Below are 13,715 nucleotides of genomic sequence, written 5' to 3'. Positions count from 1 at the left end.
CCGGGCGTAGAACCAGACGCCACGAGACAGCGCACATACGTACGTTCAGCGTTCGGGGCGTACGTTCAGCGTTCAGGACGAGAACGGGGCAGCGATGCGCAGCATTCGTACACGCACGACATCAAGGGCGTCCAGGACGTCCGGGGCAGCGAAGGCCGCAGCGGCAGCTCTGACCGCGGGCGCTCTCGCGCTGACGCTGACCGCCTGCGGCGGCGGGGACGGCAAGGACAAGGCCGGCAAGGACAAGAGCGGCGGCGAGAGCAGCAGCGCCTCCGTCCAGCTTCCCAAGCTCGACGGGCAGACCCTGGAGGTCGCGGCCGTCTGGACCGGGCCGGAGCAGGACAACTTCACCAAGGTCCTCAAGGAGTTCGAGAAGCGCACCGGCGCCAAGGTCAACTTCGTGCCGACGGGCAACAACACCGCCACGTTCCTCAGTACGAAGATCGAGGGCGGCAAGCCGCCGGACGTGGCGTTCCTGCCGCAGGTCGGCGTGCTGCACCAGTTCGCCGACAAGGGCTGGATCAAGCCGCTGGGCAGCGAGGCACAGGCCCAGGTCGACAAGAACTTCTCGGCCGGGTGGAAGAACCTCGGGGCGTACAAGGGCAAGCAGTACGGCGTCTATGTGAAGGCCGCCAACAAGTCGCTGGTCTGGTACAACACGGCCGCGTTCGAGGCGGCCGGGATCTCCAAGACCCCGGCGACGTGGGACGACTTCCTGTCCACCGCGCAGACCCTGTCCGACGCGGGCTCCCCCGCGGTCTCCATCGGCGGCGCGGACGGCTGGACGCTCACGGACTGGTTCGAGAACATCTACCTCTCCCAGGCGGGCCCGGAGAAGTACGACCAGCTCGCCACCCACAAGATCAAGTGGACGGACCCCTCCGTGAAGGAGGCGCTGACCACGCTCGCCCAGCTGTGGGGCAAGGACGATCTGATCGCGGGCGGCCGCAAGGGCGCGCTCGGCACCGAGTTCCCGAAGTCCGTCACGCAGACGTTCTCCGGTGACAACCCCGCCGCGATGGTCTACGAGGGCGACTTCGTGACCGCCAACATCAACGCGGACACCAAGGCCAAGGTCGGCACGGACGCCAAGGTCTTCCCGTTCCCCGCGGTCGGCGACAAGGCCCCCGTGGTCAGCGGCGGCGACGTGGCCGTGGCCCTCAAGGGCGGCAAGGGCGCCCAGGCCCTCGTCACGTTCCTCTCCTCGACCGACGCGGCCGAGATCTGGGCGGCGCAGGGCGGCTACATCTCCCCCAACAAGGAGATGGACACCTCCAAGTACAAGGACGCGGTCACCCGGGACATCGCGAAGGCGCTGCTCGCGGCGGGCGACGACTTCCGCTTCGACATGTCCGACCAGGCGCCCGCGGCGTTCGGCGGCACGCAGGGCGTCGGTGAGTGGAAGGCCCTCCAGGACTTCCTGAAGAACCCGAAGGACGTCGCCGGGACCCAGCGCCAACTCGAGGCCGACGCCGCCAAGGCGTACAAGAACGGCTGACGGCGCGGTATGTCGTCCTCCGTGGCGAAGGCGGGGGGCGCCGGCGCACTGCCGCCGGCGCCGTCCGCAACACCGCGCAAGAGCGTGATCGGGACCCGGCCGTGGGTGGCGGCGCTGTTTCTGCTGCCCGCTCTCGTCCTGCTCGGCGCGCTCGTGGTCTACCCGATCGGGTACTCGGTCTGGCGCAGCCTCTACGACTCCGGCGGCTCCCATTTCGTCGGCGTCGACAACTACGTCGACATCTTCCGTGACGACCAGACGCTGATCGCGGTCAGGAACACGGCGATCTGGGTGGCCGTGGCACCGGCCCTGTGCACGGCGCTCGGCCTGATCTTCGCCGTGCTGACCGAACGGGTGCGCTGGGGCACGGCGTTCAAGCTGATCGTCTTCATGCCGATGGCGATCTCGATGCTGGCGGCGGGCATCATCTTCCGCCTGGTCTACGAGCAGGACCCGAACCAGGGCGCGGCCAACGCGATCGTCACGTCCGTGCACGACGCGTTCACCGACGCCTCCGTCTACCCGAAGGCGCGCCCCGCCATCGGCAGTGACCTCAAGGCATCCGGCGGCGGGTCGTTCACCACGAAGCGGACCGCGCAGGCCGGCACCCCGGCGTTCCTGCCGCTGGTCGGCATCGCGCCCGACAAGGTGCCGGGCAGCCCGCAGGACGCCAAGGCGGCGAGCACCGGGGGCGACAAGGTCACGGGCACGGTCTGGCTGGACTTCAAGCTCGGCGGAGGCGGCACGAAAGGCGCCGTCGACGCGGGCGAGAAGGCCCTGAAGGGCGTCAAGGTGGAGGCGGTGCGAGGCGGCAAGGTCGTCGCGTCCACCACCAGCGGCGCCGACGGTACCTTCACCCTGCCCAAGGCGGCGGACGGCGCCCAACTCCGGCTGCCGGGCTCGAACTTCGCGACCGCCTACAACGGCGTCGAGTGGCTCGGCCCGGCCCTGGTGACCCCGTCGATCATCGGCGCGTACGCCTGGATGTGGGCGGGCTTCGCGATGGTCCTGATCGCGGCCGGGCTCGCGGGCATCGACCGTAATCTCCTGGAGGCGGCGCGCGTCGACGGGGCGAACGAGTGGCAGGTGTTCCGCAAGGTCACCGTGCCGCTGCTCGCGCCGGTCCTGACCGTCGTCCTGGTCACGCTGATGATCAACGTGATGAAGATCTTCGACCTGATCTACATCATCGCCCCGCAGCCGTCCCAGGACGACGCCAACGTCCTGGCCCTCCAGCTGTTCCTGTCCGCGTTCGGCGGCCAGGGGAACTTCGGCGCGGGCAGCGCCATCGGCGTGCTGCTCCTGCTGCTCGTCCTCCCGGTGATGTGGGTCAACATCCGCCGGCTGCGGAAGGAGCGTCAGCGGTGACCGCACTCGACACGTCCGTGCGCGCCAAGCGTTCGCTCGCCGCCCGGATCGCGAGCGGCGCGGCGGGCGGCGCGCTGCGCGCCTTCCTGCTCGTGGTCGGCCTGTTCTGGCTGGTGCCGACCTTCGGGCTGCTGGTCTCCTCGTTCCGCGATCCGACGGACATCGCCGCGTCGGGCTGGTGGAAGGTCTTCACCGCCCCGGCCCAGCTGACGACCAAGAGCTATCAGTCGCTCCTGGAGAAGGACGAGATCACCCACGCCCTGTTCAACACGATCTGGATCACGGTCCCGGCGACGCTCCTCGTCGTGATCATCGGGTCGATGGCCGGATACGCCTTCGCCTGCATGGACTTCAAGGGCCGCGACGGATGGTTCATGGCGGTCGTCGGGCTGCTGGTGGTGCCGGTGCAGGTGGCGCTGATCCCGCTCTCCGAACTCTTCGGGAAGATCGGCATCTTCGGCAGCATCATCGGCGTCATCCTGTTCCACGTCGGCTTCGGGCTGCCGTTCGCCATCTTCCTGCTGCGCAACTTCTTCGCGGAGATCCCCCGTGAACTCCTGGAGGCGGCGCGGCTCGACGGCGCGGGAGAGGCGCGGCTCTTCGCGACGGTGGTCCTGCCGCTCGGCGGACCGGCCATCGCGTCGCTCGGCATCTTCCAGTTCCTGTGGGTGTGGAACGACATGCTGGTCGCGCTGATCTTCTCCGACTCCGGCTCGCAGCCGCTGACGGTCGCACTCCAGCAGCAGGTACGGCAGTTCAGCGGGAACATCGAGATCCTGGCGCCCGGAGCCTTCATCTCCATGGTGATCCCGCTGGCCGTGTTCTTCGCCTTCCAGCGGCAGTTCGTGTCCGGTGTGATGGCAGGAGCGGTGAAATAGGCGCATCCGCAGGCGAATTGAGGGGCGGACCGGTCACGGTTCGCCCCTCTTCGGTTGCCCGGGTCCCCCGTATGCCACAACTGGCGTAACCGGATCACTCCATCGGCCGTTGCCGGGCAGTATGCCCCGTGTCGACCCATGGATGTGCCTTGCCCCGGTTCAGTGTCATCGTCCCCGTGTACAAGGTGCAGGCCTACCTGCACGCGTGCCTCGAATCCGTCCTGGAACAGTCATGTTCCGATCTTGAGGTGATCGCGGTCGACGACTGCTCGCCGGACGCGAGCGGCGCGATCGCCGACGAGTTCGCGGCACGGGACGAGCGGGTGCGGACGCTGCATCTGCGGGAGAACGTGGGACTGGGCCGCGCCCGCAACGCCGGCCTCGAGCACGCCACCGGGGACTACGTCCTCTTCCTCGACAGCGACGACACCCTCACACCGGGCGCGCTCCAGGCGATCACGGACCGTATCGAGGCGACCGGCGGCCCCGACGTCCTGGTCTACGACTACGCCCGCACGTACTGGACGGGCGAGGCCGTGCGCAACCAGTACGCGGACCGTCTCACGCAGGACGGACCGGCCCCCTTCGCGCTCGCCGACCGGCCCGAGATCCTCCAACTCCTCATGGTGGCCTGGAACAAGGCGTACCGGCGCGCCTTCGTCGAGGAGCAGGGCTTCGTCTTCCCGCCCGGCTACTACGAGGACACCCCCTGGACCTATCCGGTCCTGATGTCGGCGCGGACGATCGCCACCCTCGACCGGGTCTGCGTCCACTACCGCCAGCGCCGCCGGGGCAACATCCTCGGCACCACGTCCCGCGAGCACTTCGACGTCTTCGACCAGTACGACCGTGTCTTCGCGTTCCTCGACGTCCACCCCGAACTCTCGGACGCGTGGCGCCCGTTGCTGTTCCGGCGGATGGTCGAGCACCTCGCCACGGTGTTCACGCATCCGGACCGGCTGCCGCGCGGCTCCCGCCCCGACTTCCTGCGCAGGGCCCGCGCGCACTACCGGCGTTACCGCGTCCCCGGCGCGCCCGTCGCCGCCCGCGACCGTCTCCGGCACGGCCTGGTGCGGCTCGGCTCGCATCGCACGTACCGGTCGCTGGCCGCGGCGATGCGCTGCGTGCGGCGGGCCCGGGGGCTCGCGGGCCGGCTGCGGCACGCGGCCCGGGCGGCCGCCCTCCAGGCGCACTACCGCGTCCAGCTGCGCCTCCCGGTGCGTGCGGACCGTGCCGTGTTCTCCAGCTACGGGGGGCGCGGCCACGGCTGCAACCCGGGCGCCCTGGAGTCCGCGTTCCGCACGTACGCGCCGCACATCGCCACCGCGTGGATCGCCGAGCCCGAGCACCACCACACCCTGCCGTCCGGAACGCGCGCCCTGAGGCCCGGGACCGCCGCCTACTGGACGGCGCTGGCCCGTTCCAAGTACCTGGTCAACAACGTCGACTTCGACCACAGGCTCGTCAAGCGCGCCGGGCAGGTCGTGATCCAGACCCAGCACGGCACACCCCTGAAGAAGATGGGCCTCGACCTCCAGGACCATCCGGCGGCGGCCCGCGGCCAGGACTTCGGCCGGCTCCTGCGCTCCGTCGACACCTGGGACTACGTCCTGTCCGCCAACCGGCACTCCACCCTCGTGTGGGAGCGCGTCTACCCGTCCGCGTACACGACGCTGGAGTACGGGTATCCGCGCAACGACGCGTTCCACCGGGCGACTTCGCGCGACGTGGCCCGCGCCCGCGAGAGCCTCGGCATCCCGGACGGCGCGACGGCGATCCTGTACGCGCCGACCCACCGCGACTACCGCCGCACCCAGACCTGCGCCCTAGACCTGCAGCGGGTGCTGCGCCGGCTCGGCACGGACTTCGTCGTCCTGACCCGCGCCCACCCGCTTCACCCGGCGCCTCTCGCGCAGAGCGCCGGGCGCCTCATCGACGTCTCCGGCCACGCGAGCGTCGAGTCGCTCTGTCTGGCGGCGGACGCCCTCGTCACCGACTACTCGTCCCTGATGTTCGACTACGCCAACCTCGACCGGCCCATCGTGATCCACGCCGACGACTGGGAGGCGTACGAGGCGTCGCGGGGCACGTACTTCGACCTGCGCGCGTCCCCGCCCGGCGCCGTCGCCCGCAGCGAGGACGAGCTGATCGACATCTTCGCGACCGGGCACTGGCGCGGCTCGCGCTCGGCGCAGCTGCGGGCCGCGTTCCGCAAGCGGTTCTGCCCGTACGACGACGGGCGGGCGGCCGAGCGGGTCGTGCGGCACGTCGTGCTCGGCGAGGAGCCGCGGTCCCTGCCCGAGGTGTCGCTCGCCGGGCCGCGCCGGGCGCCCGCGGGTGAGCCGGTCGGCCCGCGCTCCTGAGCCCCGAAGGCGCGGGCCCGGGCCTCACCGCTCCAGCAGGGCGAACAGCTCCTCCCAGCGTTCCAGGACGCGCTCCTCGGAGAACCGCTGCACATTGACCCTGGCCCGCTCCCCCATGGCGTCCCGCAGCCGCGGGTTGCCGGTGAGGCGCAGGAGGCGGTCGGCGAGCGCCGCGGTGTCGCCGGGAGGTGCGAGGAGCCCGTCCTCGCCGTCGCACACGATCTCCCGGACACCGGGCGCGCAGTCGAACGCGGCACACGGCACGGCGCTCGCCATGGCCTCCATCAGCGCGAGGGGGAAGCCCTCGCCGCGCGACGACTGGACGAACACGGCGCTCTCTGCGAGCGCGCCCGCCACGTCGTCCGTGCGGCCCATCCACTGCACGGAACGGTCGAGGCCCAGCTCGGTGCACTGGCGCCGCAGGTCCGGCTCGTCGGATCCGGCGCCGTAGATCCGCAGGGTCCAGTCGGGCCGGTGCGGGGCGACCTCGGCCCAGGTGTCGACGAGCATGTCGATGCCCTTCTGGTCGGCGAGGCGGCCGATGCTGCACACGACCTTCGCGGTGCGCGGCGAGGGGATCTCCGGGAGGTGGGCGAGGGCGTTCGGCATGGCGCCGACGTTGTGCATGCCGTCGGCGATCCAGTCGTCGGCGTCCTCCTGGGTGAGGGCGAGCCAGCGGTCGGCGGACGGGTAGTTCCGCTTGACGGAGCGGTAGCGGTGGCAGGCACGCGTGTAGGCGTACGACTCGTGGCTCATGCCGATGATCCGCAGGCCCGCGGTGTCCGCCTCGCGCAGCCACTCCATGGGCCACACCTGGGTGACGACGGCGACGGCGCCGGGGCGGGCCGCCCGGAAGAGCTCCGAGAGCCGGGCGACGGCGCGCCCGAGGTCCGCGAGGCGCCGGCCCTCGCGGCGGTGCGCGGCGGGGCTGAGACGGTTCAGGCCGCGCACGGGGCTTGGGGTCGGAGGGTGGGCGGGGTAGAGGCTGGTCACCTCGTAGCCGAGGTCGGCGGGGAGGGTGAGTTTGAGCTCCGCCTCGTGGACGCCGATGACGTGCACGCGGTGGCCCGCGCCCTGGAAGAGGCGGGCCATCTGGTGGGTCCAGGCGGTGACGCCGCCCAGTTCGTCGACGGTGTTGGCGACGAGGAAGAGGTCGCGGCCCGTGCTGCGCGGGGCAGTCGTGGAGGTCATGCGCGGGCCTTCTTCCCGAGGATGAGGTCGGCGGCCGCGCGGGCGGCGCCGCCGCCGTCGTACGAGCCGAACTCGGCGGCAAACGCGCGGCGTGCCGCCTGCCACTCCCCGTCCGCCTTCTTGAGCCTGGCGAGGGTCCGCAGCAGCTCCTCCTGCGTCTCGATGACGGGCCCGCCGGCGCGCTTGCGCAGGTCGAAATAGGTGCCGCGGTCCGCCGCGTAGGCGTCGAGGTCCGGCGCGAAATGGACGAGGGGCCGGTCGAGGAGGGCGTAGTCGAACATGATCGACGAGTAGTCGGTGATCAACACGTCGGCGAGAACGAGGAGTTCGCTCACGTCGTGGTGGCCGGAGACGTCGACGACGGTGCCGGGAGGGGTGACCGGCAGGCTCGCCGCCTCCATGTAGTGGGCGCGCACGAGCAGCACGTGCGTGTCACCGAACCGCTCAGCGAATTCCCGTACATCGAGGGGCAGTTGTACGACCTGTCCCTTCTTCGGTACGCCGCGGAACGTGGGGGCGTACAGCACGACCGTGCGGTGGTCGGGGATGCCGAGTTGCGTGGCGAGCGGCGGGCGCGGGAAGCGGCCCTCGCGCTCGTCGCGCTCGCGCGCCTCGACGAGACGGTCGTTGCGCGGGTAGCCGGCGCGCAGCAGCCGCTCCTCGGGGATGCGGTAGGCGCGGGCGAGGGTCCGCACGTCGTGTTCCGAGCGGACCGTGAAGTGGTCGAACCGGCCGACCGCGCGCCGGAGTCTCTCGCGCTCCGGCGCGTTCCGCGTCCTGTGCCGCGCCTCGTCGAACCCCATGCGCTTGTACGCGGATCCGTGCCACGTCTGGAGATACGTGGTGTGGCGCGGCTTGTCGAGGGCGTGCGGGAACCCCTGGTTGTCGACCCACCACTCGGCGCGGGCCAGCGCCCACAGATAGCGCCAGGACCAGCGGCGCACGAGCCGCGCCCCGTCCGGGAACCCGGCGGGCGACGTGGCGTACGACCAGACGCAGCGCACCCTGGCCCCGCGGGCGAGGAGTTCCTCGTGCACGGCGCGCGGGCTGTCCCCGTAGCACTTGCCCATGTGGCTCTCGAAGACGACGAGGCCCCTGCTGACGGGCAGTTGGGACAGGATCCGCCGGTACACGCGGAGCTTGACGCGCTGGGAGTGCAGGGCCTCGCGCTTCCTGCGCAGGGTGCGGAGTACGGGCTTCAGCTTGCGGGCGGGCCTGAAGTGGGTGACGTAGTGCGCCAGGGCCTGCGCGGCGCGGGCCGCGCGGCGGCGGGGCAGCAGGCAGACGGCCAGGTGCTGCGTGGCCGTGACGTAGGGCTGCCAGGTATCGCCGGTGAGGCGCGTCAGGAGGGGGCGGGCCGGCAGGGCGGTGGCACGGGTGGGGACGGCCGACTTGTCGGCGAGCAGGTCGGTGGTGACGGGGACGCCGTCGACGGTGAGGACGAGCCGCGGGTCCCACACGCGGTCGCCGATGCCGCGCGGGCGCAGCGCGCCGGTGAGGGGCAGCTCGGCCCGCCACACGACGCCCCCGTCCTCCTGGCGTACGTCCCGCACCGGCACGGAGAGCGTGTGCGCGCGGCCGCCGCGCACCGAGAGGTCGAGCCGGGCGGCGAGCGCGGGCCGGTCGTCGAGGAGTCCGAGCGGCACGACGAGCCGTCCCCCGACGGCGAGCACCGCTCCCTGGCGCAGGCAGTGCGTGACGCGGTTCAGGAGGCGGAGGTCGGTGAACTGCCGGTACTGGTGGCCGAGTTCGGTGACGTCGAACGTGTCGTCGTCGGCGTGCTCCGCGCTCCAGCGGACCCGCCCGTCACGCGTCCTGACGAGCGGGGAGACGACGGTGCCCGGCCGGGCCAGTGCGTACGCGGCCGCCTGCACGCCGTCCGCGTCGCCGTCGGTGAGGAGCCGTACGCCGATGCGCTCGACGGGCGGCAGCGCGCCCAGCGCCTCCGGGGTGACGAGGCTGAAAAGGCTCCTGGCGAGGGTGTCCGCCGCCTCGCGGCGGTCGTCGGGGCCGAGCGGCAGGAAGGCGCGGACACACGGGATGACGTGGTCGCTGAGGAAGGCGCTCTCGCGGGCCGCGCGCAGGGCGTCGTCGCCGTGCAGGAGTTCCAGCGTGTCGCGCTGGGCGTCGGCGGCGCGGGGCAGGTCCCGTACCGGGTCGGCCGGGGCGCATCCGGTGGTGATCAGGTTCGGGACGAGAGCGATGCTGCGGGCGGCGAGCGCGGCCCGCACGCCGAAGTGGGCCCGCCCGGCGCCGGACAGCGCGCCGAGTAGGCCGCGCCGCACGCAGAACCCGCCGCTCAGGCTGTCCCGCGTGACGAGTTCGGGCGCGTCCGCGAGGTCCTCGACGACGCGGGACCTGGCGTGCAGCTCCTTGTGCCAGGCGGGTGCCTTGTCCCGGCGGCCCGCGACCAGGTCGGCGTCCGTGCGGCGGCCCGCCTCGAAGAGGTTGCGGCAGGCGTGCCGTTCGAGCCGCTCGCCCGGGGCGGCGACCATGACGTACCGGCCGCGGGCGGCGGCGAGGCCCAGGTCGCGCAGGACGCACGCGGGGCTCTCCGGTCCCGCGTGGACGAGCCGGATCCGCTGCGGATCGGCGGCCGCGAGCGACGCGGCCGTGTCGTCCGCCCCGGCCGTGACGAGGACCGCCTCGGTGCCGGCCAGCGTCTGGTCGAGCACGGAACGCACGGTGGCGCGCAGGGCGGCGGCGTCCGCGCCGCACACGACGACGCAGCTGATGTCGTACGCCTCGGGGGTGGTCATCGGCGGCCTCCCGGCAGCATGGCGTCGGCGACGTGGGCGGCGGCGCGCCCGTCGTCCAGGTCGCAGAACACCTCGCGGAAGCGGCGGTAGGCCTCCTCGTGCCCGGCGGTCGCGGCAACCGGGTCGCGCAGCGCCTCGACGACCTCCTCGCCGGTGGCGAGCAGCGGTCCCGGCGCCTGCGCGACGAAGTCGAAGTAGAAGCCCCTGAGCGTGTCCCGGTAGTGGTCGAGGTCGTAGGTGTGGAACAGCATCGGGCGGCCGGTCTGCGCGAAGTCGAACATCAGCGACGAGTAGTCGGTCACCAGCACATCGCTGATCAGGAGGAGTTCACCCACGTCCGGGTAGCGGGTGACGTCGCGCACGAAACCGGACGTGGTGCCCGGGACGGTGCCGCCGACCAGGTAGTGGCGGCGCACGAGCAGGACGTGGTCCTCGCCGAGGGCGCGCTGGGCCGCCGCCAGGTCCAGGCGCAGGTCGAGTCCGTAACGGCCGCCCCTGCGCGGCTGGTTCTCGCGCCAGGTCGGGGCGTAGAGGACGACGCGCCTGTCCTCGGGGATGCCGAGGCGTTCGCGGACCGCGGCGGCGACCTTGGCGCGGTCCGCCGCGTGCAGCAGGTCGTTGCGCGGGTAGCCGGACTCCAGGACCTCGCCGTGGTAGCCGAACGCGCCCCGCAGGACGGGGGTGGAGAAACGGTTCGGGGAGACGAGCAGGTTCCACTGCGCGGCACGCTCCGGCAGCGTGGCGATGTAACGCTGGTCCCCGGACGGGCTGTCCGCCAGGTCGCGGCCGATGCGCTTGAGCGGGGTGCCGTGCCAGGTCTGTACGACGTACTGGTCCTCGGCGCGCTCGAACCAGTCGGGCAGCTGCGTGTTGGTGACGACGTAGCGGCTGCGGGCCAGCGCCTCGTACCACTCGGTGCTCCACAGGGCCACGGGCCGGCCGCTCGCGGGCACCGTGACCTGCTGGTCGCGCACGACCCACAGGTGCTCCAGGGGTTCGCCGCGGGCGACGAGCTCCTCGTGCACGGCGCGCGGCGAGTCCGAGCACTGGCGGCCGTCGAAGCTGGAGTACAGGACCGTGTCGGTGCGGGGCTCGACGCGCAGGGACGCGTAGCGGGTGCGCAACGCGCCCTGCTGGGCGCCGCCGCGCTCCGTGACGGCGAGGACGGACCCCGACTCGATGACGAGGCGGTCGTAGTAGCGGCGCCCGACGGTGAAGTCCCGGCCCCTCAGGGCGCGTACGAGGGGCAGGCTCTCGTGTCGGGCGGGCGCGACATGGACCTGGCGGTACCGGCCGGGGTCGGTACCGCCGGGCTCGCGCAGGAACAGGTACCAGCGGCCTTCGGCGAGCGGCAGGACTCCGGCGGGGCCCGCGACCGCGTCCGGACACAGCGCCGCGCCGAACCGCCCGTCGGCCACCTCGACCGGAAGGACGGCCATCTCGTCGTGGCCGCTGTGCTGGAGCAGCAGCTCCCACGCGGTGTCGGACTCGTCGGGGAAGCTGCCCCCGACGGCGAGCCGCCCGTCCTCGTCCCAGGTCAGGGTGTCGACGAGGGGCCGTACGGTCTGGTTGCGCAGCTCCACGTTCCCGGCGGCGTTGGCGAGGACGAGCAGTTCGCGCCCGGCGCCGAGGGGGTGGCGGCCCGCCGGGGTGTCGGGGCGGACCGCGAGGGCCGACCACTCGTCGTCCCCGCGCACGAGACCGACACCCCACGGGTCGGTCTTGCGGGGCGCACCGGAGTCGTCGGTTCCGGCGCCCGCGATCAGTTCCAGGCGCAGTTCGGCGGCGAAGGCGCGCCCGGAGCGCTCGACAGCGAGGTCGTACGCCTCCTTGGTGTGCCAGTTCTCGACCCGCAGCGCCTTGAGGTCGGCGGGCGCACCGGGGGCGAGTTCACCCTCCAGCCTGAGGGTGCCGCCCAACTCCTCGTGCCGCACCAGCCGGGCCTTCACACGCTCGGCCCGCAGCCGGAGCCGGCCCGCGCTGAGCCGGGGCGCGATGCGCAGGAAGTCGTCCAGATAGCGCACGGGCAGCTCGGCGAGGCCGCCCATCCGCACGGGCCCGGTGCGCAGCAGGCCGCCCCCGAAGGCGGCCATCTCGACGTTCCAGGTGGTGCTCGGCCGCTTGGTGACGAGCCGGGCCGGGTCGATGACCGTCTCGAACCCGGACCGGTCGTAACTGTGCAGCCCCTGTTTGGAGCGGTAGGTGGCCTCGCGGGAGCGGACGGTACGGACCTTCAGGGGCACCGCGCGCCGCTTGCCCGCCCGCAGCCACGCGAACTTGGCGTGCGCCCCGACCCGGCCCGCCGGCAGGTTCCGTACATAGGCGAACCCCTTGAGCCGCAGCCGTCCGTCCTCGTCCCAGGACGCCTCGGTGATGTGCGACTTCAGCGGCAGATCGGCCCGCCGGAGGGCGGTCACGCCACGCGGCAGGGGCCCGGTGACGGGCGGGAACTGCGCCCGGCTCCTGCGCGGCCCGCGCGCCAGGAATGTCGTGCCGTGGCTCTTCTCGTACGTCATGAACGCGAGCAGCTCGGTCAGGCGGCGCTCCTGGATGAGCTGCCACTTGACGCGCAGGGCCAACGGAAGGCCCGTGAGGACGGCCGGGTCGACGGTGTCCGCGAAGGAGTTGGCGTGGTCGAGGAAGGCCTCGTGGTACTCGGCGTCGCCGAGCGGCAGCGCCTCCATGAACAGCCACAGGTCCCCGGCGAGCACCATCGCGTCGTAACGCCGCTTGCCCTCCGCCCAGCCGGCGGCCTGAGGGGTGCCGGCCGTCTCGCGCGCCCTGTCCCCGAGGAAGCCGCTGGCCGAGCGGACGGCGGCGGTGCGGTCGGCGACGGCCCGCGGCCTGGCCCGCCGGTTGGTGATGGAGCCGTCGCGGTCGCGCCACAGATAGACGGGCCCGGACAGGACGTCGACGCTGCGGGCGAGGAAGTGCGCGGGCACCACGACCGGGGTGTCCTCGAAGAGCACGCCCACGGGGAACGCGAACGCGTGGCGGTCCCAGAAGTCCTTGCGGAACACCTTGTTGCAGGCGATGCGGTCCCCGAGCAGGTCCCATTGCCGGGTGACGTGGGTGGCGGCGCGGTCCTTGCCCATCACCTTGCGGAACATGGCGGACTGCTCGGTCGTCCCGTCGACGCGCAGCCGGTGCACATTGCCGGTGGCGAAGTCGGAGCCCGACTCCTCCAGGGCGTCGAGCATGCGCTCGTACGCGTCGTGCGGCACCACGTCGTCGCTGTCCACGAAGGCGAGATGCGCACCCGTGGCCCGCGCCGCACCCGCGTTGCGCGCCGCTCCGAGGCCCGCGTTCTCCTGCCCGACGTAACTGAAGCGCGGGTCGCGCCCGGCCATGGCGCGGGCGATCTCCGAACTCCCGTCGGTGGAACCGTCGTCGACCATCACGACTTCGAGGTCGGGCATGGTCTGCGCGGCCAGCGACTCCAGGCAGGCGTCGAGGTACGCCTCGACGTTGTAGATGGGGACGACGACCGTGAGTCGGGGTGTCATGCGCTGCGCACATTCCTTCCGGAGTACTGACGGGCACGGCTGCGCGACCCGCGAGGGACTACTGGTTAACAACCGGCCCTGTGAATCCGGGTCACCACGCCTGAGCCATTCGGGTGATCACGCAGACGATCCCGCGCAGCGGGCCGGCGGGC

Annotated in this window: 7 protein-coding genes; 4 read left to right on the top strand and 3 right to left on the bottom strand. The window is 72.2% G+C overall.

The genetic code is table 11. The features are described 5' to 3' along the window. Positions 1-94: 94 nt before the first annotated feature. The 4 genes from OG456_RS22095 (at position 95) to OG456_RS22080 (ending at position 6,107) form a co-directional block, all read left to right on the top strand. Positions 95-1,498 carry an ABC transporter substrate-binding protein gene (locus OG456_RS22095; RefSeq protein ID WP_266563612.1) on the top strand — a complete coding sequence of 468 codons (1,404 nt, stop codon included), beginning with the start codon at positions 95-97 and terminating at the stop codon, positions 1,496-1,498. A 9-nt stretch (positions 1,499-1,507) separates the two neighbouring features. Continuing rightward, positions 1,508-2,866 carry a sugar ABC transporter permease gene (locus OG456_RS22090; RefSeq protein ID WP_323136346.1) on the top strand — a complete coding sequence of 453 codons (1,359 nt, stop codon included), beginning with the start codon at positions 1,508-1,510 and terminating at the stop codon, positions 2,864-2,866. Then, positions 2,863-3,744 carry a carbohydrate ABC transporter permease gene (locus OG456_RS22085; protein ID WP_116512686.1) on the top strand — a complete coding sequence of 294 codons (882 nt, stop codon included), beginning with the start codon at positions 2,863-2,865 and terminating at the stop codon, positions 3,742-3,744. The genes OG456_RS22090 and OG456_RS22085 overlap by 4 nt, the downstream gene beginning before the upstream one ends. A 149-nt stretch (positions 3,745-3,893) precedes the next feature. Beyond that, a complete protein-coding gene (locus OG456_RS22080) occupies positions 3,894-6,107 on the top strand; it encodes a bifunctional glycosyltransferase family 2 protein/CDP-glycerol:glycerophosphate glycerophosphotransferase (RefSeq protein WP_266563610.1) in 2,214 nt (737 codons plus the stop codon). 24 nt (positions 6,108-6,131) lie between these two features. Here the strand turns inward: OG456_RS22080 and OG456_RS22075 are convergent, their stop codons facing one another. Genes OG456_RS22075 through OG456_RS22065 form a run of 3 tightly spaced genes read right to left on the bottom strand, consistent with a single transcriptional unit; the run spans position 6,132 to position 13,563 of the window. After that, complete coding sequence (locus OG456_RS22075) at positions 6,132-7,298, bottom strand: glycosyltransferase (RefSeq protein WP_266563608.1); 1,167 nt, start codon at positions 7,296-7,298, stop codon at positions 6,132-6,134. Further along, complete coding sequence (locus OG456_RS22070) at positions 7,295-10,057, bottom strand: CDP-glycerol glycerophosphotransferase family protein (protein ID WP_266563606.1); 2,763 nt, start codon at positions 10,055-10,057, stop codon at positions 7,295-7,297. Before OG456_RS22070 ends, OG456_RS22075 begins: the two co-directional genes overlap by 4 nt. After that, complete coding sequence (locus OG456_RS22065; protein ID WP_266563604.1) at positions 10,054-13,563, bottom strand: bifunctional glycosyltransferase/CDP-glycerol:glycerophosphate glycerophosphotransferase; 3,510 nt, start codon at positions 13,561-13,563, stop codon at positions 10,054-10,056. Before OG456_RS22065 ends, OG456_RS22070 begins: the two co-directional genes overlap by 4 nt. Between the last annotated feature and the right edge of the window lie 152 nt (positions 13,564-13,715).

Origin of the sequence: Streptomyces sp. NBC_01446 (genome assembly GCF_026340095.1) — a bacterium.
GTDB lineage: Bacteria > Actinomycetota > Actinomycetes > Streptomycetales > Streptomycetaceae > Streptomyces > Streptomyces aureus.
This window is presented reverse-complemented; position numbering and strand designations above follow the sequence as displayed.